Annotated in this window: 20 protein-coding genes; 8 read left to right on the top strand and 12 right to left on the bottom strand. The window is 45.8% G+C overall.

The genetic code is table 11. The features are described from left to right. Nucleotides 1-135: 135 nt before the first annotated feature. Together B5G33_RS01605 and B5G33_RS01600 are read right to left on the bottom strand one after the other, a co-directional pair. The gene (locus B5G33_RS01605; protein WP_087416502.1) at nucleotides 136-756 is read right to left on the bottom strand and encodes a response regulator; all 621 of its coding nucleotides are present in this window, start codon (nucleotides 754-756) and stop codon (nucleotides 136-138) included. 13 nt (nucleotides 757-769) lie between these two features. Continuing rightward, nucleotides 770-1,870, bottom strand: a complete 1,101-nt coding sequence (locus tag B5G33_RS01600; RefSeq protein WP_087416501.1) for a sensor histidine kinase — start codon at nucleotides 1,868-1,870, stop codon at nucleotides 770-772. 201 nt (nucleotides 1,871-2,071) lie between these two features. Here B5G33_RS01600 and B5G33_RS01595 point away from each other — a divergent pair, with 201 nt between their 5' ends. The 3 genes from B5G33_RS01595 to B5G33_RS01585 are packed head-to-tail and all read left to right on the top strand — an operon-like array spanning nucleotide 2,072 to nucleotide 5,282. Beyond that, nucleotides 2,072-3,001 carry an ABC transporter ATP-binding protein gene (locus tag B5G33_RS01595; RefSeq protein WP_087416564.1) on the top strand — a complete coding sequence of 310 codons (930 nt, stop codon included), beginning with the start codon at nucleotides 2,072-2,074 and terminating at the stop codon, nucleotides 2,999-3,001. Nucleotides 3,002-3,013: 12 nt separating this feature from the next. Beyond that, nucleotides 3,014-4,147, top strand: a complete 1,134-nt coding sequence (locus B5G33_RS01590) for an ABC transporter permease (protein WP_087416500.1) — start codon at nucleotides 3,014-3,016, stop codon at nucleotides 4,145-4,147. After that, entirely contained in the window at nucleotides 4,134-5,282 is a 1,149-nt protein-coding gene (locus B5G33_RS01585) for an ABC transporter permease (protein WP_087416499.1), read from the top strand. Before B5G33_RS01590 ends, B5G33_RS01585 begins: the two co-directional genes overlap by 14 nt. A gap of 23 nt (nucleotides 5,283-5,305) precedes the next feature. On the opposite strand, the gene B5G33_RS01580 is transcribed toward B5G33_RS01585, so the two are convergent. Together B5G33_RS01580 and B5G33_RS01575 are read right to left on the bottom strand one after the other, a co-directional pair. Beyond that, complete coding sequence (locus B5G33_RS01580) at nucleotides 5,306-6,589, bottom strand: MATE family efflux transporter (protein WP_087416498.1); 1,284 nt, start codon at nucleotides 6,587-6,589, stop codon at nucleotides 5,306-5,308. Nucleotides 6,590-6,613: 24 nt separating this feature from the next. Then, complete coding sequence (locus B5G33_RS01575; protein WP_087416497.1) at nucleotides 6,614-8,077, bottom strand: aminotransferase class I/II-fold pyridoxal phosphate-dependent enzyme; 1,464 nt, start codon at nucleotides 8,075-8,077, stop codon at nucleotides 6,614-6,616. 244 nt (nucleotides 8,078-8,321) lie between these two features. Between B5G33_RS01575 and B5G33_RS01570 the strand changes: the two genes are divergently transcribed. The 3 genes from B5G33_RS01570 to B5G33_RS01560 are packed head-to-tail and all read left to right on the top strand — an operon-like array spanning nucleotide 8,322 to nucleotide 13,072. After that, nucleotides 8,322-11,450 (top strand): ATP-binding domain-containing protein, encoded by a 3,129-nt coding sequence (locus tag B5G33_RS01570; protein ID WP_087416496.1) that lies wholly within the window; start codon nucleotides 8,322-8,324, stop codon nucleotides 11,448-11,450. A gap of 12 nt (nucleotides 11,451-11,462) precedes the next feature. After that, on the top strand, nucleotides 11,463-12,143 hold the full coding sequence (locus B5G33_RS01565) for a response regulator transcription factor (protein WP_087416495.1): 681 nt from the start codon (nucleotides 11,463-11,465) through the stop codon (nucleotides 12,141-12,143). Further along, complete coding sequence (locus B5G33_RS01560) at nucleotides 12,140-13,072, top strand: sensor histidine kinase (protein ID WP_087416494.1); 933 nt, start codon at nucleotides 12,140-12,142, stop codon at nucleotides 13,070-13,072. The genes B5G33_RS01565 and B5G33_RS01560 overlap by 4 nt, the downstream gene beginning before the upstream one ends. Here B5G33_RS01560 and B5G33_RS20975 read toward each other — a convergent pair. From B5G33_RS20975 to B5G33_RS01520, 8 genes are all read right to left on the bottom strand, one after another. Further along, nucleotides 12,996-13,775: a hypothetical protein gene (locus B5G33_RS20975; RefSeq protein WP_143276487.1), complete on the bottom strand. Its 780-nt coding sequence runs from the start codon at nucleotides 13,773-13,775 to the stop codon at nucleotides 12,996-12,998. The genes B5G33_RS01560 and B5G33_RS20975 overlap by 77 nt on opposite strands. A 704-nt stretch (nucleotides 13,776-14,479) precedes the next feature. Continuing rightward, nucleotides 14,480-15,286, bottom strand: a complete 807-nt coding sequence (locus B5G33_RS01550) for a toll/interleukin-1 receptor domain-containing protein (protein ID WP_087416492.1) — start codon at nucleotides 15,284-15,286, stop codon at nucleotides 14,480-14,482. Between the two features lie 70 nt (nucleotides 15,287-15,356). Continuing rightward, nucleotides 15,357-18,248: a toll/interleukin-1 receptor domain-containing protein gene (locus tag B5G33_RS01545; RefSeq protein WP_087416491.1), complete on the bottom strand. Its 2,892-nt coding sequence runs from the start codon at nucleotides 18,246-18,248 to the stop codon at nucleotides 15,357-15,359. A gap of 83 nt (nucleotides 18,249-18,331) precedes the next feature. Then, entirely contained in the window at nucleotides 18,332-18,580 is a 249-nt protein-coding gene (locus B5G33_RS01540) for a RyR domain-containing protein (RefSeq protein WP_087267069.1), read from the bottom strand. Nucleotides 18,581-18,621: 41 nt separating this feature from the next. Further along, nucleotides 18,622-19,170: a zinc ribbon domain-containing protein gene (locus B5G33_RS01535; RefSeq protein ID WP_087416490.1), complete on the bottom strand. Its 549-nt coding sequence runs from the start codon at nucleotides 19,168-19,170 to the stop codon at nucleotides 18,622-18,624. Then, nucleotides 19,157-19,429, bottom strand: coding sequence for a hypothetical protein (locus B5G33_RS01530; protein WP_087416489.1), 273 nt, complete (start codon nucleotides 19,427-19,429; stop codon nucleotides 19,157-19,159). Before B5G33_RS01530 ends, B5G33_RS01535 begins: the two co-directional genes overlap by 14 nt. An 18-nt stretch (nucleotides 19,430-19,447) precedes the next feature. Further along, a complete protein-coding gene (locus B5G33_RS01525; RefSeq protein WP_087416488.1) occupies nucleotides 19,448-20,353 on the bottom strand; it encodes a M48 family metallopeptidase in 906 nt (301 codons plus the stop codon). A 2-nt stretch (nucleotides 20,354-20,355) separates the two neighbouring features. Beyond that, nucleotides 20,356-22,257: a hypothetical protein gene (locus B5G33_RS01520; RefSeq protein WP_087416487.1), complete on the bottom strand. Its 1,902-nt coding sequence runs from the start codon at nucleotides 22,255-22,257 to the stop codon at nucleotides 20,356-20,358. Between the two features lie 478 nt (nucleotides 22,258-22,735). Here B5G33_RS01520 and B5G33_RS01515 point away from each other — a divergent pair, with 478 nt between their 5' ends. Continuing rightward, nucleotides 22,736-23,410 carry an ABC transporter ATP-binding protein gene (locus B5G33_RS01515; RefSeq protein WP_087416486.1) on the top strand — a complete coding sequence of 225 codons (675 nt, stop codon included), beginning with the start codon at nucleotides 22,736-22,738 and terminating at the stop codon, nucleotides 23,408-23,410. Between the two features lie 4 nt (nucleotides 23,411-23,414). After that, nucleotides 23,415-26,066, top strand: a complete 2,652-nt coding sequence (locus tag B5G33_RS01510; RefSeq protein WP_087416485.1) for an ABC transporter permease — start codon at nucleotides 23,415-23,417, stop codon at nucleotides 26,064-26,066. Nucleotides 26,067-26,143: the final 77 nt, after the last annotated feature.

Below are 26,143 nucleotides of genomic sequence, written 5' to 3'. Positions count from 1 at the left end.
CCACAACAGAAGCCTGGAAAACAGGCGAGATTGTAAAAATTAAATATTAGCAGAAATGACGGGGTGCCGCAAAATTACCGAATTTGGCAATTTTGCGGCACCCCGATTGCTCTATCTGGAAAAGAGCCGGCACTGTTATTTGTTCTTCAGATAAAACACCGCCAGCTGCGTCCTGTCTCGAAGTTCCAGTTTATCCAGTACGGCGCTGAGATAATTCCGGACAGTTCCCTCGCTTAAATATAATTTGCCAGCAATTTCTTTGTTGCTCAGCCCCTGGGCAACCAGATCGATCACTTCTAATTCCCTGGGACCGATGTGATAATCTTCCCAGGGAAAACTTTTTTGATTGTTCAGAAGTCCCGGGAGTTTTGCCGTGATCTCGCTTCCGTAGACTGTCTGGCCAGAGAATACTGCTTTCAGAGCAGGAATGATGCTGTTGTAATCCTGTTTTAAAAGATAACCTTTAGCCCCCAGCTTTAAGGCCTGGATTATGTACTCGTCATCCAAAAAGGTAGTGAGGAGCAGGATTCTGGCCTGGGGATGCCTGGAAAGAATCTCTTTTGAAGCTGCCAGACCGTCCATCTCTTCCATACGGATATCCATAAGAAGAATGTCCGGAATCAGGGAGGCATACAGGGATACTGCTTCTTTTCCGCTTTTTCCGGAACCACAGACTTCAATCTCTTTATCTGCCTCTAAAATGGTTTTTAGGGCAGTGGTAATTAAAAAATCATCGTCTACAAGCAAAACTCTCATAATACATCTCCTGTTATTCTAAAATAGAATTCTCCGTTTTTTCCTTTGGGATCGTAACAAAAATCTGAAATCCTTTATTTTCCTGAAAATGAATGGTACCCTTCAGCGCTTCCACACGCTCCTGCATATTGGACAGGCCAATGCCTTTGCCGGGAGAGAAGTTTCCTCCAGTGCCGTTGTCCCGGATGATGAGCTGATACATGGCCGGGTGCTCCCGGATAGTCACCCAGGCCTTATCTGCCTGACTGTGGGCAGAAATATTAGAAAGCCCTTCTTTTAAAATGGCGATAAAGCAGTAACGTATCTGAGGCGGAGGCGGATTGTCTATATCGTATTCCAGAGAGACCGGACAGTAATGGAAGTCTGCTACCAGATTTTCGGCAGTTTCTCTTAAGTTTACGGCCTCATTGTGAAGGTCGTGGACGCTTTCCCGGATATTGTTCATGGCAGTATTTAAGGTGTCTTCTAACTGAGACAGAGGTTCTTTGGCAGAAGGATCGCGGAAGACTGTTTTCATAGCCCCGGTGAGTAAGATGGCCCGGGAGAGCATGTGGCCTACGTGGTCATGGATTTCCCTGGCAATCCGGTTCCGTTCTTTTAAGGTGGCGGCGTAGATCTCATAATTCTGTTTCTCGATCAAAGTCTTATTTTTTTCCTTTAACAACAGATTATGTTCAATTCCATCATCCCGGACTTTCTTGTAATTTTGAGAAAGTTTTTCATAAGAAGTGCTGCGGTACCACAAAAGTCCTCCAAGACAGATTCCCATGAGAAGATAATAGATGACAAAGGAAGAATACTTAGAGGCAGGGAAGAAAAACAGGACTCCCAGAGGCACCAGAGCCCAGAATCTGCCGGAAGCAGAGAAGAGGGCAGAAAAATAGTCATAGGCCAGAAGGGGAAAGAAGAAAACTCCCTGAGGGAAAATCAGGGTTATGAGGCCATAGAGGGCCAGAGATAGAAGAGGAAAGGGTTTCTTTGGGCAGACTTCAAAAAGGGCAGAAAGAGCTGCGGCCAGAAAAAAGAAACATACATATACAGGGCCTGTCTGGAGAAGCAGACAGGAGCCCAGCGAATAGAGAAGAAGCAGAGCCTTATCTGTAAGACGGTTCAAAATACAATCCCCCTTTCCCGTTTTTATCAGTATATCATGATTTTTCCCAACTGCCTATGTGACATTTGTCATGGAGGATTCTGACAGGAGACACTGTGAAGGAGCCGTGAAGTCTGTTATGATAAATTCAGAATCAGACAGCGGAGCAGTCCGCAGCAGGATTTTGTGAAACCTTACAGGAAAGGAGACTGGAACATGTCTATGATTGAAATCAGAAATCTGGTAAAAAGATATAAAGACACCGTAGCCCTGGACCATCTGAATTTGGATATAGAGGAGGGAGAGATTTTTGGCCTTCTGGGGCCAAACGGTTCCGGAAAAACCACAGTGATCAACTGTCTGCTGGCTCTTTTGAAATTTGACAAAGGAAGCATTAAGATTTTTGGCCAGGAAATGGAGCCGGACAGCTATGAGATCAAGCGGCAGATTGGAATTGTCATGCAGAATGTGGCGGTATTTCATGAGCTGACAGTCTATGAAAATATCGATTATTTCTGCGGTCTCTATGTGCCGGATAAAAGGGAAAGGAAAAAACTGGTGGAGGAGGCCATAGCTTTCACCGGACTGGAGGGTTATGAGAAAAAACGGCCCAAAAAGCTGTCAGGAGGGCTTTTAAGGAGACTGAATATTGCCTGCGGTATTGCCCATAAGCCCAGACTGATCATTTTAGATGAACCTACGGTGGCAGTGGACCCTCAGAGCAGGAATAAGATCCTGGAGGGAATCTGCCAGATGAACCGCCAGGGCTCTACCATTATTTATACTTCTCATTACATGGAAGAGGTGGAACAGATCTGCAGCCGGATCGCCATACTGGATAAGGGGCGATGTCTGGCCCTGGGAACTAAGGAAGAGCTGAAAAATATGATTAAGACCGGGGAGAAAGTCCATGTAGAAGGTATCCATCTTACACCTGAGCAGCTGGAAGTGATCTGCCATATGCCCCAGGTATTTTCCACTGTTTATGAAGATGCAGACCTTACTCTGCGTTTCCAGGGAACCGGCAGTCATCTTCTGGGCCTTCTCCACTATATGGAGGAAGAAAATCTTACCTGCGGCAGATGTTTTTCAGAGCTGCCTACTTTAAACGATGTGTTCCTGGAGATCACAGGGAAAGAGCTGAGAGATTAGGAGGGACGTAAAATGCTTCAGATCATGAAAAGACAGATCCTGGTAAATATCCGGGAGAAATCCAATATTTTCTGGACCATGCTTTTTCCGTTGATCCTGTCTACGCTTTTTCATTTTACCCTGGGAGGGACCATAGGAGAACATGCCATGGAGGATATCCGGGCAGCTTTTGTCACAGACCAAAATGCGGACAGCCAGGAAGAAGAGGCTTTTCTGAAATACCTGGAAAGCTTTGACCAGGATTGGTTTCAGATTATTCCCATGAGCCAGGAGGAGGCCAGGGAAGCTCTGAAAAACGATGAAATTCTGGGGATTTTCTACGGAGGGGAGGAGAAGAAGCTGGTTATCGGAGAGGACTCTACATACACCAGCATTCTTTCCCAGACATTGGAGATTTATGAGAAAAATGAACATATGCTGGCCCAGATTGTCAAAGAACATCCGGAAAATCTCCAGGCAGCAGCAGAAGCCATGGGAGAGTGGGGAACTTATACAGAAACAGTGACGTTCCGGGGAGATTCCCTGGATTATACTCAGAATTATTTCTTTGCCCTGATTGCCATGACCTGCCTCTATGGAAGTTTTATGGGAATGTATAATACAGTAGGCGTCCAGGCAAATACCTCTGACTTAGGGGCCAGGCTGGCGGCAGGATGTGTAAAGCGTTATAAGACCATTACCGCCAGTCTCCTTTCTTCCTGGCTGATAAGTTTCGCAGAAGTTCTGGTACTGCTTTTTTACATGGACGCAGTTCTGGGAGATATCCACATTGGAGAACAGGGAGGAGAAATCCTGCTGATCTGTTTTGTTGCGACCCTTTATTCTTCCAGTATCGGAATGGTCATAGGAACAGTGGGAACCTGGAGTACAAACCTGAAAAACGGTATTATCGTAGCAGAAAGTCTTGCCTGTTCTTTTGCAGCAGATCTGATGATCAGCGGAGTGAAAGAGACCATTGAGACATATGTGCCTGTCATCAACCGGATTAATCCGGGGGCCCTGATCACTGATGCTTTTTACAGCGTGCTGATCTACGAAGATGGAGAAAAATATTTCAGAAGCCTGTCTTTGCTGACTTTTTTCGGAATTCTGCTTCTGGGAGCGGCAGTCTTATCAATGAGGAGAATGCGATATGAAAGTATATAAAGGATATCTGATCGCTTTAAAAAGAAATGTATCCACAGTTATTCTGTACTGCACCATTTTTTTCGGCGTGGCAGTTTCTATGGTATATCTTTCCAACAGAGGAGAAAACACCGGGGCTTATTCTCAGGAAAGGCTTGCTATTGGAATTGTAGACAGGGACAACAGCCTGTGGTCCCAGGCTCTGGAGAAATATCTGGAGCAGTATCATGATGTGACGGTAATGGAAGATGACATGGATGAGCTGGCAGAGGCGGTTTATGGCAGACGTATCCGCTATGCAGTGATCATACCGGAGAATTTTTACGAGGAGTGTATTCAGGGAGAGAGAAAAGTAGAATCTGTTACCGAATCTGGAAGTCAGTGGGAATATTATGTGAATAGCCGTGTAGATAATTTTATCAACAGTGCCAGAGTATATCTGGCTGGGGGATATACCCAGGAAGAAGCCGCCGAGAATGTGCTGGATACAGCAGATATCCAGGCCCAGGTAGAGCTGGAAAGTTCCAGGGAAGATCTGGGAATCTACAATGTATTCCGCTTTATGCCCTATCTGTACTTTAGTATCCTCTGCTTTGTCCTGGGACTTATCCAGAAGGAATATCAGAATATAGACATCCGTCGGAGACTGGAGGCCTCCAGCATGACTTTGAAAAATAAGAATATCCAAAGCCTCCTGGCATTTCTCACAGTGGGGATTTTTTCCTGGATACTCTGCGAGGGGATCGGGATAGCAACCTGCTTTTCCGAATTCTGGAGCAGCCCTAATAAATGGCTGATCCTGCTTAATGGATTTACCATTATGCTGGGAGCCCTTGCAGCAGCCTTTTTTGTAGGATCCATGGCCAGGACAGAGGCTGCGGTAAATGGAATGGCCAATGTGCTGAGTCTGGGATTCTGCTTCCTGGGAGGGATTTTTGTTCCTCTGGAATTATTAACAGGAGTGGTCCGGAGAATCGGCCAGTTTTTCCCTACTTACTGGTATGCTCAGAATATTTCCATCCTCAGCTTTAACGAAACCCTGACGGACTCTCTGAAGACCACACTGATTCAGGGAATGGGAATCCAGATTCTCTTTGCTCTGGCCTGTGTAGCGGTGGCTCTGACTGTTGGAAAAGCCAGGAGGCAGGAAGAGTAAACATCTCCTGCCTCCTGGCCGGGTTATGACTTTATACGTATAAACAGAATTCCCAATATCATGGCTAACAGCTGGGACAGAGGCACACTGGCCCAGGTTCCCCAGATACTTGCCAGAGCAGGCACAAAAAGAAGCAGCAGGGCCAGAAGCACGGGCTCCCCGTAGATCAGCGTATAGGCCCTTAGGTCCTTTCCAGTGGCGTAAAAGTAAGAGGTAGTCACTCTGGATATGCTCACAAAGAGGTACCCTGCCAGGAAAACCGGCAGGATCCGGCTGATCTCTATGGTGACTGACCGGGAGGCGCCGAAAAGGGCTCCGGCCTGGTCCCGGAGGAGAAAAAGCAGCACTACGCATACCAGGCTGACCAGGAAAGAAAAGCGGTAGGCCAGATTCCGAAGCTGCAGGGTCTTCTCTTCCTTCCCCTGACCATAGGAAAGGCTTAACAGAGGCTGGCAGCCATCGCTGACTCCCTGGAGCAGGAGCTGTACCACGCAGCATATATAGCTTACGGGAGCATAGCAGGTTACAGCCATGGCCCCTCCAAAAACAGAGGCGCTTTTATTTACCAGGATCAGCGTGATGTTGGGAGCAAAAGTCAGTCCAAAGGGAGAAATCCCTACCTGGAATATTTTTTTGATAAGTAGAAAAGCATGCTTTCCAAAGGAGAAGACAGGCTTTTCTTTTTTTCTCAGGAAAAAGCCCAGGCACACCAGGAAAGTAACTCCCTGGCCGATGTCTGTGGCAATGGCGGCCCCCGTCATTCCCATGGGAAAACGCCATACCATGAGATAGTCCAGGACAATGTTGGTGAGAAAACCTGCGATCATGGCCGCCATGGCTGTTACGGAGCCGCCCATATTCCGGATGAAAGGCACCAGCCCAGTGCCCAGAACCTGAAAAACAGCTCCCAGAGATATAAAGAAAACATATTCTCTGCCCAGGGTATAGATTTCTCCTGTGGCTCCAAAAAGTCTCAGCACCGGAGCTCCTATAGCCATAAGCAGAAAAGTAAAGAGAATCCCCAGTCCCAGAAGGAGAAAAAGGGCCATGCTGAAAAATTCCCGGCTTCTTCTGGGCTTTTGGCTGCCCATGGCAATGGAGTATTCTACGGCTCCGCCCATGCCTATGCCGGTGCCTGTGGCCTGGAGAAAGGCGGTGAGGGGATAGGCCACGTTAATGGCAGCCAGGGCGCTGTCCCCCATAGCATTTCCCACAAAGAAACCGTCGGCGATGGAGTAGATTCCGGACAGGGCGAAAGCCAGCATGGAGGGAATTACATATTGAAAAAATTCTTTATGGTCTTTCATCAGTCTGTGTCTCCTAAAAAGCCTTTACTGATGATAATAGCTGAAGAAATCGCCCATTTTTTCCATGGATTCTTTTAAGACCTCGACCCGGGGCAGATATACGATGCGGAAATGATCTGGCTGGCGCCAGTTGAATCCGCCTCCGTGGACTACCAGGATTTTCTTCTCCCGGAGGAGATCCAGGGCAAATTTCTCATCATCCAGAATATTGAACTTTTTCACATCCATCTTAGGAAAGATGTAGAAAGCTGCCTTGGGCTTTACACAGGTGATTCCTGGAATGTCTATAAGCTGCTTGTAGATAAATTCCCGCTGCTCGTAGATCCTTCCTCCCGGCAGGGTATAGTCATTTACGCTCTGATGGCCGCCTAAAGCAGTCTGAACAATGGACTGGGCGGGAACGTTAGAACAGAGACGCATATTGGAGAGCATTTTGATGCCTTCAATGTAGTCTTTTGCGATTTTTTTGTTTCCGCTGAGGATCATCCAGCCGATACGGAATCCGGCGATCATGTGGGACTTTGACAGGCCGCTGTAGGTAACGCAGAACAGGTCGGGAGCCAGGGAAGCGATGGAAACATGTTCTTCCCCGTCCATGACCAGCCGGTCATAAATCTCGTCAGAGAAAATAATAAGCTGATGCTCTCTGGCAATATCCACGATCTGCTGAAGGACTTCTCTTGGATACAGGGCACCTGTAGGATTGTTAGGATTAATGATCACTATGGCCTTTGTCCGGTCTGTGATCTTCTTTTTGATATCTTCCATATCCGGATACCAGTCTGACTGTTCGTCGCAGATGTAATGGACGGCTTTTCCTCCGGCTAAAGTAGCGCAGGCTGTCCACAAAGGATAGTCCGGGGAAGGGATCAGGATTTCGTCCCCATTGTCCAGAAGGGCGGACATACTCAGATTGATCAGTTCGCTGACACCGTTTCCGGTGTAAATGTCTTCTATAGATAAATTCGGGATTTTCTTTAGCTGGGCGTACTGCATAATGGCTTTTCTGGCAGAGAACAGACCCTTTGCAGAGGAGTAGCCTTCGCAGTCTGTAAGCTGCCGGCGCATATCGTAGATCACTTCATCTGGTGTCTTAAAACCAAAGGGGGCAGGATTGCCGATATTCAGTTTCAGGATATGCATGCCTGCGTCTTCCATACGCTCTGCTTCGTCTACTACTGGTCCTCTTACGTCATATAATACATTGTCTAATTTTGATGATTTTTTGAATTCTCTCATTTCTCTTTCTCCCAAGGTTTGATTTTCTTTTTCTTTTCCCATTAACCATTCTTCATCTACCTGGAGGGTTTCCGCCAGAAAGTGGAGAATATCTCCTCTGGGAAGGGTCTTTCCATTTACATACTGGCTGATATGGCTTTTTCCCAGCTTGACCCCTTTTTCAGAAGCTATGTGGACCAGGTCCACCTGCTTTTTGCCCTGAAGGTCCATTGCCGTCTTTAGTCGCTCTGCAAAAGTTCCCTTTAACATGGTTTTTCCTCCGAAAGTTCAATAGATTGAGTGCATTATAGTATATTTTAGTTAAAAGTTCAATAGAAAAATGAAAAGTTCAAAATAAATATGAGAAAAACAGGAAAAGTTCAATTTACAAAGCCAGCCCAGACACACGGGAGCTGACAGAAGCCTATTGAATTTTATGCAGGAAGGTGGTACCCTCAGAGTACAAAACCCTTGGATTTCTGCGCATGATACTAAAAAATAGGAGACAACAGATATGAATGAAAAGAAGACTTTCCGCCCTGTTCCAGGGCTGTCCAGAGAAGCAGAAGAGAAACAATTGGCCCTGATCCTGGACACAGCTCAGGAAAATCTTGAAAAGACCAGAAAGAATATCCAGACTCTGTCTGAAGATATCCATGATTTGATAGAGACCTATGGACCAAAGGACAAGGAGGGGCTGTCTCTTCTCCATAATACCCAGTCTCAGTTAAGGGAGAGCCAGAGGGAGCTTCTGAGATATGAGCGGGCAAGAAAAAAACCTTATTTCGGGCGGATCGATTTTAAAGATTCTAAGATCCCCTGGGAGGAGTCCTATTATGTGGGAAGAGTGGGAATCACCAAAGATAGTACAGACCCCCTGGTCATAGACTGGAGAGCGCCGGTGGCTTCTGTCTATTATGAGAACGCTCTGGGACCATGCAGCTATACGGTAAAAGAGCATGGAACCTACAACATTGACCTGCGTCGGAAGCGTACCTACGAGATTGAAAATGATCATTTAAAAGATTTTTATGATTCAGATATTGTAGCTACAGACGAATTGCTGAACAAATACCTGGCAAAGAGCAAGAAAGCAGTTCTGGGAGAGATCATTGCAACGATACAGAAAGAGCAGAACCAGATCATCCGTAAATCCCCAAAGACCAATATGATCGTTCAGGGTGTGGCCGGTTCCGGAAAGACAACAGTGGCCATGCACCGGATTTCTTATATTCTGTATAATTATGAGGAGACCTTTCGTCCGGAGGACTTTTATATTATCGGAAGCAACCGTATACTGCTGAACTATATTACCAGTGTCCTGCCGGATCTGGATGTATACGGGGTGTCCCAGATGACGATGGAACAGCTCTTTGTAAGGCTGCTCTATGAAGAATGGGACGGAGAGAAATACCAGATCATTCCGGCAGATAAGAATGACAAAAGCAGCTGCCTGAAGGGGAGTCTGGAGTGGTTCCGGGATCTGGAAAACTTCTGCAGAGAATATGAAAGGCAGCAGATACCCCGGGAAGAAATCCGTCTGAAAAGAGGCAGGAGACTGATCATGTCCGGGACAGCCATAGAAAATTATCTGAAAGACAATCCTCTGATGTCTATGCAGAGCAAGATCCGTATGCTGAATAAAATTCTTATGGCAAAGCTGGAAAATGAACTGAATTGTGTGGGAACTATCTATACACTGGAAGAGAGAAAAGAACTATTCCGGACCTACCGGAAACATTTCGGCGGAAGAAACTGGAAGGGATCTGTCTATGATTTTTATAGAGAGTTCCTCCAGACACAGCAGGAAAAAGGGAAAACAGCGCCTTTCCGGGAAAGTGCATTTGACCTGTACGACCTGGGGGCTCTGGCCTATATTTATAAACGGATCAAAGAGACAGACGGCATCCGGGAAGCCAGCCATGTGATCATCGACGAGGCCCAGGACTTCGGCATGATGGCCTACGGAGTCCTGGACTACTGTCTGAGGGGCTGTACCTATACGGTTATGGGAGATGTTTCCCAGAATATACATTTCGGCTGGGGACTGAATGACTGGAAAGAGCTTCAGGAACTGCTTCTTACCGGCCCCCGTGATACCTTCGGGATACTGAAGAAAAGCTACCGGAATACTGTGGAAATTTCCAGATTTGCCACGGAAATCCTCCGTCATGGAAACTTTCCGGTATATCCTGTAGAACCTGTGGAGCGCTATGGAAAAGAAGTGTCCCTGGTTCCCTGCAGGAAGGAGGAAATGGTCCGGGAGACAGTGAAAATTCTCCAGAACTGGCAGAAAGAGGGCCATGAAACTATTGGAGTGATCTGTCGGGACCAGGAGGAAGCCTCCTGGCTCAGCGGCTGTCTGAAAGAGCATCTTTCTTTAGCAGAGAGCGACCTGGAAAGAGCGGAATTCGGGGAAGGGATCATGGTCCTTCCAGTGGAATATACCAAGGGACTGGAGTTTGACGCAGTGCTTCTCTATGACCCCTCTAAGGAGAAATATCCCTGGGAAGACGGCTATGTAAAACTGCTCTATGTGGCGGCTACCAGAGCCCTTCATGAGTTGGCAGTGGTTCATGGGGAAGACCTAACAGAGCTTATCGGAAAACCAGTATCCAGAGAAAAACATATGGAATTCCTGGAAGGAAAAACTCAAAAAACAGAAAAAAATCCGGAGAAAAAACAGGACAGGGATACAGACAGAATACAGAAGGAAGGACAGCCCAAAGGAGATGTTTCCAGTAAGATTCCGGCTTTAAAAAAGAGGGATGCAGCTGGAGCAGGAACCTCAGAAGAAAGTAGGAAGGCAGGAGCAAAAAGCCCAGAGATTTCCCGCAAAGAAAAAGAGTGTCAGGAGAAACCGGCAGAGGATATCCGGTTGATCCAGAAGGCACCCAGACCTCTTCCAGTCAATCCTTCTCCACGGCATTTCGGAGATATTCCGGATACCCAGGTCCTAAAGAATCTGATGATACAGGAAAGGATACATCCCAGGGAACTGGAGATTACAGAAGTAAAGAAAAGCAGAGCCTGGCTGACACTAAAGGGAGCATATGGAACTCTGCGGCTGACGCCTCTGGGAGAGACTGTGATCCGGATTCAGTTTGTCAGGGAAAATGAGGGAAAATTCCCTCAGGGCTACTGGGACAGTGAGCCGGAAACCGGGGTAAACTGGAGCGCCAGGGCAGGAAAGGATACGGTGGAGCTTGCTACAGACAGGCTTATAGTAAGGATCCGAAAGAAGACAGGAGCCCTGACTTTTTTTGACAGACAGGGGCGGAAACTGCTGGAGGAAAATCCGGAGATTCCCCGGCAGCTGGATGGAATTTCCAGAACCTGGGCCTATTTTCAATGGCCAAAAGAAGAAAAGATTTTTGCCAAAGGTATCCTGGCAGGCAACCAGGAACCTTTAAGTCATAAGGCCAGATATATCAGCTTTGGCGGGAAAAAGATGCGTATGCCATTGATCTATTCTTATCAGGGATATGGCATCAGCATTGGAGCGGGACATACGGTGCTGGGCTGTGATATTCCCATGTATGGTACTTATGTATATACAAAAGGAGAGGCCCAGGCAGATTATTATTTTATCTATGGAGATTATGAAACGGTAGTAAGACAGCATAAAAAACTGGGTGTATAGAGGGAGGAGAAAATGAAAGTATTGATCATTGAAGATGACCAGGGTCTGCGCCAGGGCCTTGCCTTTTCTCTGGCCCAGGAAGGCTATGAAGTTCTTCAGGCTCAGAACGGAAAGGAGGGATACCGGCTTTTTTTACAGGAAGCTCCCCAGGGGATCCTGCTGGATCTGAATCTCCCGGATATGGACGGCAATGACCTGTGCAGGAAGATCAGAGAAAGCTCCCAGGTTCCCATTCTCATGCTGACGGCCAGAGATATGGAGACAGATGAGATCATGGGATTGTCCAGCGGGGCAGATGACTATATGACAAAGCCTTTTTCTGTAGCGGTTCTGAAGCTTCGCCTGGAAAAGCTTCTGGGAAGAAAAGGAGAAAAGGCGAAATCTCATATTTTAAGCTCCGGGGATATAGTGATGGACACGGATCTGATCAAGGTATGGAAGGCACAGCAGGAAATGGAATGTAGTGTGACGGAGTTCAAGATCCTGAAATACTTCCTGGAAAATAAGAACCAGGTGCTGACCCAGAATCAGATCCTGGAAGCTGTGTGGGACCGGGAAGGAAAGTTTGTAAATCCCAATACCCTTCAGGTAAATATCAGAAGGCTGAGAAAGAAAATCGAGGAAGACCCCTCCAGACCAAGATTTATTAAAACCATTCACGGAATCGGCTATATATGGGAGGAGCGGCCATGACAGAGAGGATTTTATATGGAATCTGCGGCGTCTGTATCCTCCTCTGTCTGGCCTGCTGTCTGGGAACGATGCTGTATTACCGAAGGGAACTAAGGCGGTTTTCCAGAGCACTTCAGACCTATGAACAGACAGGATTTTTAGGTGATGAGGACTGTAAGGAGGAGATGGAATCCAAACTTTTCAGCCAGCTGTTCCGGGTACTGAGACGGTCTTCTCTGGAGCGGGAGAAGGCAGGAAAGGAGAAAGGAGAGATAGCTTCTCTTCTTTCTGATCTTTCCCACCAGTTAAAGACTCCTCTGGCAAATATTCTCCTGAACACAGAAATTTTAAAGGAGGAAAAGCTTACAAAAGAAGAACAGGAAGTATTTCTGAAACGGAATCAGGAACAGGCAGAGAAAATGCAGTGGCTGATGAAAAATCTGGTAAAGGCTTCCCGGCTGGAACAGGGGATTTTGACCTTTGAGAGCCGTCCCGCTCCCCTGGGAGAGACCATTGCCAAGAGTATAAACGGGGTGTATGCCCAGGCCAGAGAAAAGGATATAGAGCTGGAGGCAGGGCCTTTTACCGAGTGCTTTCCGGTGCATAATCCCAAATGGACTGCCGAGGCTATGGGGAATATCCTGGAAAATGCAGTGAAGTATTCTCCTGCCGGGAGCACTGTAAAAATAGAAGTCCGGCCTCTGGAGATGTATGTACAGGTGAATATCCGGGACCAGGGACCGGGGATACCGGAGAAGGATTTCAATAAGATCTTTCAGCGTTTTTACCGTGGCAACCAGGTGGAGCAGGAAGAAGGCACCGGTTTGGGTCTTTATCTGGCCCAGCTTATCCTGCAGAAAGAGAAAGGTTATATTACGGTGTTTTCCAGGGAAGGGCAGGGAAGCTGTTTTTCCCTGTTCCTTCTAAAAGATCAGATGTCTCGACAATAGAAAGACAGTCAATTAATTCCTGATAAGTGTACAATTTGTAGGCTGCGCAAACTTTATTTGTTCTATAATTTATGAAGCCAAAGATAGCATCTGATTCGTTATAATAAGGGTGAGCAAAATCCATATTAGTGAATTGTATCAATGGCTGTCCGTTGGAATCTTTAACATTCAAAACGATATCGCTGCCGCTAAATGCAGCTTCTGAAGGTCCTGTGCGGTGAACAGTGCCGGTAGCTTCGATTTGAAAAAAATTTGTGGTCAGGGAATATTCGGAAATACTTTCTTCCGAAAAAGATGATGGATTTTTTATCAAGTCATTATCCTCCGGTTTAAGGCTTACATTTTCATTATAAGTTTCTTCTGTTTTTGCAGCAAAGTCCGGATGGACTGCCGACAAGTTTTTCCATTGATCACACAGAGAAATATCTTTTAAGGTAACGGCGTATATTCGATTTCCTCCCTCGCCATGATCTAAAATATACGCTAATCCAGATTCTTGGTCAAAAACATATTCCGGTGCTAGGCCAGAGGCGGATTCATAAGAAAATTCTGAATAATGGGTCAAGGAGTTATCATGGGGAATGGTAAAACCGCTGAGAACTGCCCGGGTCAAAATACTGTCACTATATATTAGAATCTGGCCGGAATTGCTATAAAAATCAAAGCTGATGCTCGCCGTACCCGGAAATTCAGATATAGACAAACACTGTTTTCCGCTATCCAGATTATAGACGTAAATATTGGTATAATAAATCCCTCGCTCTGCAAGGATGATAGCATAGGCCTTATCGGGTGTTATATAAATTTTACTGAATGCATATCCGTCAGCCGGAGCGGAAACAGGAAATAAAATCTCTGGATTCCCGGATGTTAAAGGGTGACGTACCAGGCAGGCGTTCTTTAAAAGATTTATCGGCTCTGCAGAACTTTGAGCCTGCAGATAATATATGGCATCCGGAGATTCTATATACAGGGGGCCGTTTGAAGGATTTTCACTGATGGAGGCAATAAGGGTTGCTTTTTCTTTTGAGTTCTCCGTTTCATCCAGGTTTTCTGCAGCTTTTTCTTCTAAAAGCGCTCCATCTGAACCGTAAATATAATTCTGTCCGTTTCTGCATATGGTGATTTGCTGTCTTTCAGCATCATAGGCGATTTCAGGAACCTTATCTTTTGACACATATTCTGAAAAGAACCACTCCTCTGTATAATCGTTTCCTTTCAGGAGAAAATTGTCCAGAGGCTGGAGTAACCGGTTAAAGATTTCTATATGAAAAATACCATCTTCTTTCACAGCCGCACTAAACAGACAGCTGCTGTCCTGCGTTTTCCCGAGAAGTCTGCCATTTGTTTCGATTGTGCCAAGCTGAGAGAATGCCTCTCTGTAATTTGCCTTTAAGTATTCAGATTCTAACAGCCCTGGATATATTCTGTATATGGCTGACCGGGATAAGTATCATTAAGTTCCTTAATGCTTTGAAGGGCATTCAGCATATTGTCCATTTGAATTTCAGAACGGATTTTTAATACATTTTCCGTAATATCCTGATAACGGGCACGTAAAACCGACACTGAAGCCAGGATAAAAATACCGGCCAGGATTGCTGTGCTGACAAGTGAGGCACGGATGATCCGCTTTTTCTTACGCCGTCTGTGTCTTTGATATAACTCATCAAAACCGCAGTCTAGCAAAGGAGCGGCCAAGCGCAAAAATTCTACTTTTAATTTTCTCAGGCTCTTATGCAAAGTATCGGCTCTGATATCGGCACTTAGCGGCTCAATGTATTCCTCCTGCACCAGGATCTCGCCGTTATCCATGACCATTTCCTGTGTTACATGCCTGAGGAGATCGGGAAATACATTTTCAGGCTCTCCAGAAACCAGAAGCGTTAAAATGTGGTCAGTTTTTCCCTGATGGATCTCTTTAAAGAAGCGTATTTCTTCCATGCACCAGGCAGATTCTTTTGTTTTCTCTGAACAGATTACGATTAGATAACAGGATTGCATCAAGGCTTCACGAATATCATTTCCGAGATTTCCACTGGTAGGAAGTTCACTTTGGTCCCGAAAAACACGGTGGATTTTGGCTTTTTCTGCTTTTCTCAGAGTTTTTGGAGGACGATAATTTTCCAGAAGTTTTTGAAGTTTTATAGCAATAGACATATCCAGGGGTAAATGCCTGTAAGATATAAATGCATCATATTTATAGTTATCCATTTTTATTGTTTTACCTCTTTATTCCTGCGGGCAACGAGTCAAGGGGGCATGTTTGCATCGGGGTCTTTGACTAATCAACAATATAGTATAATTCTTTTTCTTTGCTGGAAAGGCTTCGGATACCGTTTTCTGAGGTTAACATCTGATCAGCCTTTAAGTACAACTCATCCAGAGATAAGACAGGAAATTGTAAAGCCTTTTTACTTCCGTTTTTCTGCAGATCGCAGATCAATCCGTTTGCAAGCCCATAACCTCCGGAATTCAGTTCCAGTACTTTCTCACCGGTATCGGTATCGTAGATCTCGCAGCAGTTTTCTCCATTGAGCAGCAGATAACTGCCATCCAGATTCTGGCCACCGTTGCCAAAGGCCATATTTGCATTCTGGGAAATGATTTCTATGGGTTCCCGGAATGCTCCGTTTTCATCCCGATGTGCGACATATACAGAGCCGCTGAGAGTAGCCTGGCTCTCATGATTAATATATGCCAATGTGCCGGTGGACTCGTCGTATTGGAAAACGCTGGCATAATCGAAAAGCTTTTCCCCTGTATTCAGATCATAGATTGCTTCCAGGGAATTTCCTACATTGGTTTCTGAGGTACAGATCAATAAACCGTCCGAGGTAAGCATACCGTCCTTTCTGCTTCCATAGTTGGAATCTTCAAAGAAAGAGACATCCTTCTCACCTGTCAGATCAATGACGGCTGATCTGGACATAGAAGCTGCTAATAGTAAGTCTCCTTCAAACTCCAGATGGGAGATCCCGTAATTCCCCAGATCATGGATGTCTAAAGAATCTAAAGTCTCCCCGGTTTCTCCGCTGTAGATCACAATATGGTTTTCCCCCTCGCCGATGTGGTAACTGACAGCTAATCGCCGGTGATCCCGGTCAACGGTCAAACAGATTTCCTCTGAAGCAACCTCCGGTTCCAGTTCTGCCAGGCAGTTTCCTTCAGCCGACCATAATTGAAGGCGGTCATCTGGTGTCTGCAGAAAAACATGAGAGAAATCCGGAGTTATATAATATGCCTTATGATTTTTCAGAGGAACCCGGATCACAGGTTCCTTCAGGTTATCGGCTTCCCAGACAGACAGATAGAGGTTTTCTCCTTCCATCTCCACATTTGCGTACTTTTCCCCGTCTTCACTGATCATAAGATATTGTTCGGCTGCCAGAGATTCAATTCCAAAGTTCTCCTCTATCCAGGAATAGGTACGGAATTCTACGGAGGTATGCTGATAAAGAAGTCCGCTTTCCGGTTCTTCATAGACAAATCCGGGAAGGACTGTCAGCCATTGCTCTTCTTCTCTGGACCAAAGAGCAGCGGCTGCGGTTTCCGGATAACCGTTATACGTGATTTCAGAATTATCAGCAAAGCCACAGGAAAAGGCAAGTACATTTCCGTTTTTCATTTCTCTGACCCCATGCACTTTATAGCCGTTAGACATAAGCGCCTCTGCCAGAATATCAATTTCTTCATTTCCGGTGCTTCCGGTATTATCAGGTATATAATCGTAATGCGCTGTGATATAGTCATCCGTATTGAGATAGGAATGCTGATAATTTTCCCCTATTTCCCGGATCTTTTCCGGAAGCGTTTCTTCTGTATGGCTTTGCCCCTTTTCATCAATTCTGTCTAGCAGTTCTATTTCCGATTCTACGGCGTCTCCATTTCTCTGTCCTAAAGGGAAGGTTTGTTTTACCACCCAGCAGTTTCGGGAATCTTCCTCCCATATGGCAAAAAGATTTACAGAAGCATCTTCCCGATTCTGGGCTTCATACTGTCCGGAAAAATAGTTTTCTCCGGTGTCTGTCCAATACAGATCCAGTTGCAGAGATATTTTATCGTCTTCTGTCAGGCATTCTTGTCTGGAGGCTCTTTCTGCACTTTCGTCGAAATAAACCTGCTCTGTATCACAGGAAAAGATCAGATCGCCGTTATAGGTGTCATAGAGATAGGTATTATCGAAATCTGTCAGTGCGACTTTTTTTCCTTCATCATAGGGTTTGCAGATCCACCAGGATACTACGTTAAAAGGGACTACGGCCCGGGATAGTAGCGGGAGCTTTCCTTCATCGGCGATTTCCTGGGTGACGGCGCTTCTCAGCGCAGCCTCTGCTTCAGGAAGTATTGGGCGTTCCGGATTTTCCAAATTTTTTGGAAGAGATTCCTGGGCCAGGAGTATGGCCAGACGATGGTTGCCGGAACCTGCAGCGGTTTCGGCTTCCGAGGCCAGACGCAGAGATTCGTTTTCGTAAAGGGCTGATTGCCTGCTTGAAATCTGCTCCAGCATAAACAGGCTGTAAGCAGAAAAACTCAGAGCAGCGCAGAGAATCAGAGCAACGGCAATGGAAACATTTCTTCGCCTTGCTCTCTGGGCCCTGCGGTATAGATCATCAAACCGGCATCCCAGGATTGGGGCAGCAATACGATAGTACTCTGTTTTCAAGCGGTGCAGCTGCTTTTTTAATGACTCCCCCCGGATATCAGCCCCCAGTGGTTCCACTTCTACACGCAGCAGGGTCTCTTTTCCATCTTTCCCAATAGTCCTCCGGTTTTCCCAGCGGATCTGTTCCGGGAAGACCTCATCCGGTTCACCGTCGATCAGCAGAGGGAGGATCCGGTTATTGCTGTTACCCCATATCTGTTTAAAATAATTGACTTCTTCCATACACCACCGGGATTCTTTCAGATTAGGGGAACAAATGAGGATAAGATAACGGGACTGGGCCAGGGCCTGCCGGATATCCTCTCCCAGGTCGCCGCTGGTAGGAAGTTCTGTCTGATCCCGGAATATCCGCAGCTTTCTTTTTTCTGTACTGTGTTCTCCTTTGATAACGATTTTATGTTTTTCCAGAAGTTTCTGGAGCTTATCTGCCACAGCCATATCCTTTGGAAGATGTCTGTAGGAAATAAAGGCATCATAATGATAATCAGTGATATTTCTCTTCTCGGTCAAAGATTGTCCTCCTCCCGGTTATATGTGACAAAGACAGGCTTTGCCTTTTGGGAGGATTTCCAAAGCCTGTCTTTATTCGGTCATTATTTTTCTATTCTGTATCCAAGAGAAACCAACATTTCGATCACCTGTTTTACAGTACGCCGGTCAAGGTCTTTTTCATCTTCTGTCAGGTCCTCATAAGGAATCATGGATTCATGTGTTTTGCGAGCCCTGTCTGTTGTTTCTCCGTATTTCCAGCCCTGTCTGGTACGTTCCTGCTGCCAGGCCTCGTGTACTCCTTTGGCAATAAATTCTATATCCCTTTCCGAGACTTTAGATCCAATTCCCATAATCTCCTCCTGCTTCGTTTTCGATTTCCAGGCTTAAATAATCATCTTATCTTGCTTCCGCAGGAATTGCAGAATCTGGAACCGACAGGTACTTTTGCGCCGCATTGCGTACAGAACTCAGACTGGCCGCCGCCTGCCGTCTGACTGTCCTGAGTGGTTCCGGAGGTATCTGTTCTGCCAGCAGTGGAAGCCTGGCCTTCCAGTAGCCGGATATTGGTCTCCAGTATTTGGATTACCTGATCATCCAGTTTTGCCTGCTGGACCATGCCGCCGATCTGTGTCAGCAATACCGGCCATGCCACAAAGAGCATGATCATGGTAGGGACGATCTGCTGACCGAAAATCCCGACTTTTGCTTCGATGTTTACGCCCCCTGAGACAGGCGTCAGTTCTACATTAAGTGCAGTTTTCATACCCAAAACCGACTTGAATAAACCGCCTTTAGTTATGCTGAAATAATTTCCCAGAGCGCTGTCCCCGGTAGTAAAGGTATAGCCCTGTTGGGAAAGCTGTTCTCCGGTCTGCCGGATGACCTCCGAATAGTCCTGCATCTGTGTCGGTACGAATTTCGTTGAATTAAATGTTCCCATAATCCCCCTCCTGTTTTTCTCTTCTGGCATTCATCTCATAAAGTACCGCCAATTCACTGATGGCATCCAATACCAGAGTTTTCTCATAGTCAGACAGGATTTCCTCCATTGTTTTCAGCCTGTCGATCACCCGATTTACCTGATCTTCCATTTCTTCATCTGTAATGATCCCATCTTCCATGATTTTTTTGAAGCTGTCTTTGCTTTCCACAACTTCATCCAGCAATAAATAACCTGTCTCTGCATCAAATAGTTTCATAAAGTTTTCTTCCTCCTTTTAATGCAATTTATTTCCGCAATGCCGGCAAAATCCCCAGTCGCCTTCCACAGGTTTGCCGCATGCCGGACAAAGGTTCTTTTCCAGGATTTTTGCAGGTTCCCGCTCATATTTGAAATCCATAATGTTTTTGAAGACCGGGGAAGAGCACCATTCTTTGATCTCCAGCGCCCGCACCGACAGGAAGGGATGGTTCTGGCTCATTAAAGCATAGTACTGAAGCATTTTATTCCAGTTAGAATCGTCCATAAAATCCCGGTATTCCTCCGCCTGACGCATATAAAGTTCCATGTCAAGACGTTCAGCCATTTCCCTGCTTCCGGATGCCAGAAGGGCCATGACCTGTGCTACGGTTTCAGAACCGTCCATATAGATAGCTGCTGCTCTGTCACAGCTGAATTCACTGCATCTCTGCCAGTGGAAAAACGCCAGCTGAAGTCCGCTGGTAATAAGATTTCCTCCCAGAATATTGGCCCCGGCAGACAGAAGCATGCTTGCCATAGTTTGATATAAGACATGGCGGCAGGCAATATGTCCGCATTCATGGGCAAGTACGGCGCTGATCTGTTTTTCGTTCATCAGATCTACAAGGCCGGAGGTAACGGTTATAGAGATAATACTGTCACCCATGGTATATGCGTTGGCTGCCGGATCCAGTTCCAGATAAAATTCAGGTTCCCGGATACCCAGTACTTCACAGATGGGCGGCAGCAATGCATAAAGTTCCGGCAGCTGCCGGGGGCCGATCTGCACTTTGTTTGACATATTAATCCCCCGGATCATATTCTCGCTGAACATTTTCATAAAAGCCTTCAGTGCAGCGGAAAATCCGGGAATCTGCTGCAGCTCCCACAGCGCTTTCTGGTCCTGGGGATGGTAATAATCTCTGGGATTGATGCTCCGCATATTTACTCCTCCTTCTTCATTGCATATCCTGCAGTTTTTAGTATATGTCCTATGGATTTTACCAGGTGCGTATCCAAGTACTGGTAGTCAGTGTCATAGTACCTGCCGACTTCAGGAAGTTTTTCCCATGGGACAAGACAGGTATGGAGCCGTTTTTTCGGATCCTTGTTGGAGCCGGGAGGCATCTGCTCCGGTGTCCCGCTTTTCCATCCTTCGCAGAAAAGGCTGGCTTCCCACCGCAGATGCTCTCCTATGGACAGATTTTCTACAAGAACAGGATTTTTTTCAAGATCCTGTTCGTAGGAACCGTCGGGAAGGCCGGAGACGATCACATAACCTGCTGCGCAAACTTTCCATGGAATATGGACAGCCATGGCACGGCTGGAAAATTTTTCGTAAATACTTGCAGTTTTCCAGAAGGTATCCTCATCTCCCTGTTCCCCATAGTATTGTTTATAAAAACAATGTACCGCCTTGGCCATTCCATCCAGTTTTTCGTTGATCAGGATATCATAGCTGTAAATCTGTTCCTGGCAGCCGAAACCTGCAATCCCTTCGATTTTTAATATACCGCTGTCTTCACTGATGTTTCTTTCTTTTACAAATAATGGAACCTTCTTTTGATACCGCTGCAGGATGTCATCGAGACGCAGAGCCAGCTCCATGTTTTTTGCTGCGTCAGTCCCTGTGAAGAAGATCCCGTCCGGGCAATGGGAGGTATGTATAAAATATTCGTAAAACTCTTTTGTGTCAGGCTCTTCCCTGCACAGATCAAGCTGTACTGCCTGTCCGAGGGCCGGATTGCTGACCTGAAAATAGGCAGTTTTTTCCGCTGCTTCTGCACCAAAAAGCTGGATTCGTATATGCATTCCGGCTGTCTGGACTCCTGGGATCAGATATCTGCACAATTCTTCCGCAGTACCGGACCAACCTATAACTGCCAGATTGAAATCACGTTCCACACGCCCAAGGATATTGTCACTTTTGGGGAAGACCGTCAGATATTCTTTAGATAGGATTAACTGTCTGGCTGCCAGCTCTTCAGGATCCTCCCAATGAATATCCCATTTCTGATAGATATTATTTTCTGCAATCCTGCGTATTCTCTCACGCTCACTTAATACATATAAATGAAGCCTGTCCGGAATTTTTTTGCCTTCAGCCTGGCATATTTCATTCAGAAGCTTAATGTTTTTCCATCTTTTAGAATGCATACAGATAATGTAGGAATGTTTTCTGCATCTGGAGGCAATCTTTAAGAGGAAAAGGTTTCGCCGCTCCAATGCAAAAGAAAGTTTGAATGCACCATACCGGTAAATATCGTTTTCCAGATGCTTTCTGTCTTCCGTGTCATCTGCATATTCATCTCTGCCGCATAGAACAAGGATGGTTCCGTTCGGGTCTTTTTTGTGGATATCTTTTACCAGAAAAACAGACTCCTGGGAAACGCCATAAATTAAGTAAACATTGTGTCTGCTTCCTATAGTCTGCAGGAACAGAAGACGCAGCCTGCCCATAATGCCGCCACCTATATTAGCGACTACCATGACCGCCAGCAATACCATTGCAGAAAACATGACTACACCATAAATTGCCCGATACAGCTCTATATTTTCCGAAGCCTTTGTAGATCCGATATCCAATTCCATTACCATGATACGGCCAGAACTGAATAAAGCAAGAAATAGGCTGCCGATTGCGTGGAGCAAACTGCTGTCATCTACGGCGAACCCCCAGAAATATCCCCAAAAATAAACGCTGAATCCAATTACAAGAAATACAATAAATAATGTCAGGCCGTATTTTCGAAACCAAAGATTATGTTTCGATACAAAATACAGCAAAAAAAGCATCATAGCCAACCCGATGATCCAGGTCAGACAAAAAACCAGCACTTCTCCCATGAATCTTTCCTCTCACTGTTTCGGCTGTTTACAGGCGACTGCTGCGGGATGCAGAGTGGTCAAAGACACAGATGCAAGCATGTCCGTCTGGCTCATTGTCAAGAATAAAAACAGAGCTGCTGCATTAAATATTTTGATCGTTATTTAATGCGACAGCTCTGTTTTTACCATGCTGACCTTTATCTCCCGCATGTAGAAAATAATTATATTAATATGCTTATTTTACCATTTTTGGTTATTTTGTCAATTGATTTCTGTAAATATTATATAAATATTAAAAAAAGCAATAATTAAAGAAGAATTTTATGTAATTACTGATTATAATTTTGAGTTTAATTTTCTTCCCTTGTAAAAGAATGGTTCTTTGGACGAGGAAAACTGACAAAATTGTCAGGAAAATATCGGGAAATGTCCAGGAAATGTCAGGAACCTTATGTATAATATAAGAAGCATTAAAATATGGAAACGAGGTGCTTATATGGAAATTTTGAAGACAGTAGGCCTGAAAAAATATTATGGAAAAGACGCCAGTCTGGTGAAGGCTCTGGATGGCGTGGATATGTCTGTGGAGGAAGGGGAGTTTGTAGCTGTGGCAGGGACCAGCGGCTCAGGAAAATCTACCCTTCTTCACATGCTGGGAGGCCTGGATTACCCTACACAGGGAAAAGTTTTTGTGAGAGGAAAGGATATTTTCGGACTCAATGAGACAAAGCTGACGATTTTTCGGAGAAGGAATATCGGCTTCGTTTTTCAGAATTACAACCTGGTTCCTATATTGAATGTCTACGAAAATATTGTGCTTCCCATTGAACTGGACGGGGAAGAACCGGACAAAAAATATGTGGAGGAGATTATAGAAACTCTGGGGATCAAAGATAAGATCTATAACCTTCCCAACCAGCTTTCCGGAGGACAGCAGCAGCGGGTGGCTATTGCCAGAGCTCTGGCTTCAAAACCGGCCATCCTTTTAGCAGATGAGCCTACCGGGAACCTGGATTCCAAGACTTCTCAGGAGGTATTGGCACTGCTGAAACTGACCAACTCCCGGTTTTCTCAGACGATTGTGATGATTACTCATTCAGAGGAACTGGCTCAGCTCTGTGACCGGATCATCCGGATCGAAGACGGCAGGATTGTAGGAAACAGGGGGTGAGGAGATGCGTAATAATAACCGAAAAGTCATCGGAAAGCTTTCCTCCAGAAACATGAAAAAGAACCGGATGCGGAACCTTTTTGCCATAGGTGCCATCTGCCTGACCAGTCTTTTATTCACTGCGGTATTTTCCATGGGAATCGGGATGGGGCAGGCATTCCAGGAACAGACTATGATGGAAGTGGGAGGAAAGTTTCACGCCGGACTAAAGAATGTTACCAGGGAACAATATGAAAAGATCACAGATAATCCTCTGGTAAAATCTTCCTCCTATAACATCTATGTGGGAATTGCAGAAAATGTAAAACAGCGCCAGGCAGAAATCCGGGTAGCAAGCGGAATAGAAGAGCTGGACCAGAGTTTTTCCAGACTGAAGGAGGGAAGGCTTCCCAGGGAGAAAGGAGAGCTGGCAGCAGATACCCTTACTCTGGAAGCTCTGGGAATACCGGCGGAAATAGGAGAGAAAGTTCCCCTGGAATTTGAATTTATGGGGGAGAAAACAGAACAGGAATTCACACTTTGCGGCTGGTACCAGGGGAACGAGATCGGCCATGCCAGTGAGCTTTATGTGTCCCAGGCTTATTTTGAAGAGCTGAGCAGGGGTTATACAGAACAGGACTTTGTGGAGCATTACAGAGAAACAGGAGAGATATGCGGCCTCACTGCCGGTAATATTTTCTTTTCTGATGCCAGGAATATAGAGGAAAATGTGCAGAAAATCATCCAGGATGCCGGCTATGTGCCGGAAGGACAGGCGGAAGAAGGAACAGACCCTGATAAAGTAATCAGCTATGGGGTAAACTGGGCGTATCTTACCTCCCGGACAGAAAACCTGGATATGGGGACTGTGGTCCTTTTAGCCGGGGCTTTTCTGGTGATTTTGGTTACCGGATACCTGATTATCTATAATATTTTCCAGCTTTCTATTCTAAAGGAAATCCGTTTTTATGGACTTCTGAAAACGGTGGGGACTACCAAGAGGCAGCTGAAAAAACTGGTTTACCGCCAGGTGTGGAAACTTTCGGCAGTGGGAATTCCTTTAGGGCTGCTCCTGGGGTTCTTTGCAGGCCAGATGCTGATTCCCCTTCTTACCAGTCTTTCGGGATATGAAGGCCCTGCCGGGATTTATTTCAGTCCCTGGATTTTTGTCTTCGGCGCTCTGTTTTCCCTGGCAACGGTGTTTATCAGCTGCAGGAAACCGGCAAAGATTGCAGGAAAGGTTTCCCCGGTAGAGGCTCTCCGCTATACAGATGGAACAGTGAAACGACGGAGAAAAAAGAAAGGGCTGAAGGGCGGGAGAATATCCAGGATGGCTCTGGCAAATCTGGGGAGAAATAAAAAGAAAACGGCCATTGTGGTATTGTCAGTATCATTGAGCATGATTCTTCTGGAAATCGTTATGACTGCAGTAGGAAGCTTCCGTATGGACCAGTATCTGGAGACCAGGCTTACCGGAGACTATATGGTGGGAAGTGTAGACTTTACCAGGTCTTCTCCAATGAATATGGACTATACCATAGATGAAAACTACCTTGCCGGAGCGGACAGCCAGACAGGAATTTTAGAAAGCGGAGAGCTGTGGGGAGACCGGGGGATGAAACATACCCTTACCGAGACCGGACGGCAAAGGTATGAGGCTCTTTATCAGGCTGGGAAGATGAATACAGAATACGAGGATACAAAAGAGCAGGCTCTGGAGGCTATTGCCGGTAAGGGACAGATCGATGAGGAAAGATACGCCTACTCAGATTCCCTTCTGCCAAAGCTGAAAGCAGTGGAAGGAACCATAGATCTGGGAAAATTTGCCACAGGAGATTATGTACTGGTACAGAAGTTTGACCGGTACAGCAGTGAAAATGACAGCATTTATAAACCAGGAGACAGGCTCACTCTTTCCTATACTACAGAAGAATCAGAAGAAGTTTTCGAATACAATGAGAATGGGGAAGTTGTGAACTGGCATTATACCAATACGGAAGAGAAAGAATATGAAGTCATGGCAGTTATTGAACCGCTGCCTGCAAGCATGAATATGCATGCTTTTTCTCTTAATTCTCTGACTGTAGTGGTTCCTCTGGAGGATATGAAAAAATCTCCCAATGCCATTATGTTTGCGAAAACCTATACAGTGGATGAGAAAGACCAGCCGGCTTTTGAAAGTTATCTGGAAAACTATACAGAGCAGGTAAATACTTCTATGGGCTATCTTTCAAAGTCCAGTCTGGAGGAAGACTTTTCCGGCATGGTAAATTCTATGGCCACAGTAGGATATGCTCTGTGTGCGGTGATCGGAATCATCGGAATCCTGAATTATGCCAATTCTATGCTTACGGGGATTATCTCCCGAAAACAGGAGCTGGCTACTATGCAGAGCATCGGCATGACGAAAGGACAGATCAAGAAAATGCTCCTCTGGGAAAGCGGGTATTATATCCTGATCTCAGGATTGATCAGTGTGGCTTTTGGAAGCCTGGGGGCCTATTATCTGGTAAGTGCATTGAACGATGTGATCATGTGTTTCCAGTATCGGTATACGGCTCTGCCCTTTATCCTTATGATACCACTGTGTATGGTCTTAGGACTGGGAATTTCCCTGGCAGCCTATCGACAGACCCAGAAAAAGAGCGTGGTGGAACGGCTCAGGGAAAGTGAATAGAGAAAGAAAATCGCTGCACAACAGCCTTTGCCGGTTGATGTGCGGCGATTTTTCTGTTTCAGAAATGTTAAGAAAAA

It is taken from the genome of Blautia sp. An81, from assembly GCF_002161285.1.
Classification (GTDB): Bacteria; Bacillota; Clostridia; order Lachnospirales; family Lachnospiraceae; genus Blautia; species Blautia ornithocaccae.
Note: the sequence above shows the minus strand (reverse complement) of the source record. Positions and strands in the feature narration are given on the sequence as shown.

Coding starts and splice junctions, on each gene's coding strand:
- B5G33_RS01605 (WP_087416502.1), bottom strand. CDS start 756: ATGAGAGTTTTGCTTGTAGACGATGATTTTTTAATTACCACTGCCCTA.
- B5G33_RS01540 (WP_087267069.1), bottom strand. CDS start 18,580: ATGGGAATTGGATCTAAAGTCTCGGAAAGGGATATAGAATTTATTGCC.
- B5G33_RS01570 (WP_087416496.1), top strand. CDS start 8,322: ATGAATGAAAAGAAGACTTTCCGCCCTGTTCCAGGGCTGTCCAGAGAA.
- B5G33_RS01590 (WP_087416500.1), top strand. CDS start 3,014: ATGCTTCAGATCATGAAAAGACAGATCCTGGTAAATATCCGGGAGAAA.
- B5G33_RS01580 (WP_087416498.1), bottom strand. CDS start 6,589: ATGAAAGACCATAAAGAATTTTTTCAATATGTAATTCCCTCCATGCTG.
- B5G33_RS01595 (WP_087416564.1), top strand. CDS start 2,072: ATGATTGAAATCAGAAATCTGGTAAAAAGATATAAAGACACCGTAGCC.
- B5G33_RS01530 (WP_087416489.1), bottom strand. CDS start 19,429: ATGAAACTATTTGATGCAGAGACAGGTTATTTATTGCTGGATGAAGTT.
- B5G33_RS01585 (WP_087416499.1), top strand. CDS start 4,134: ATGAAAGTATATAAAGGATATCTGATCGCTTTAAAAAGAAATGTATCC.
- B5G33_RS01575 (WP_087416497.1), bottom strand. CDS start 8,077: ATGTTAAAGGGAACTTTTGCAGAGCGACTAAAGACGGCAATGGACCTT.
- B5G33_RS01565 (WP_087416495.1), top strand. CDS start 11,463: ATGAAAGTATTGATCATTGAAGATGACCAGGGTCTGCGCCAGGGCCTT.
- B5G33_RS01535 (WP_087416490.1), bottom strand. CDS start 19,170: ATGGGAACATTTAATTCAACGAAATTCGTACCGACACAGATGCAGGAC.
- B5G33_RS01510 (WP_087416485.1), top strand. CDS start 23,415: ATGCGTAATAATAACCGAAAAGTCATCGGAAAGCTTTCCTCCAGAAAC.
- B5G33_RS01525 (WP_087416488.1), bottom strand. CDS start 20,353: ATGCGGAGCATCAATCCCAGAGATTATTACCATCCCCAGGACCAGAAA.
- B5G33_RS01560 (WP_087416494.1), top strand. CDS start 12,140: ATGACAGAGAGGATTTTATATGGAATCTGCGGCGTCTGTATCCTCCTC.
- B5G33_RS01515 (WP_087416486.1), top strand. CDS start 22,736: ATGGAAATTTTGAAGACAGTAGGCCTGAAAAAATATTATGGAAAAGAC.
- B5G33_RS01520 (WP_087416487.1), bottom strand. CDS start 22,257: ATGGGAGAAGTGCTGGTTTTTTGTCTGACCTGGATCATCGGGTTGGCT.
- B5G33_RS01550 (WP_087416492.1), bottom strand. CDS start 15,286: ATGGATAACTATAAATATGATGCATTTATATCTTACAGGCATTTACCC.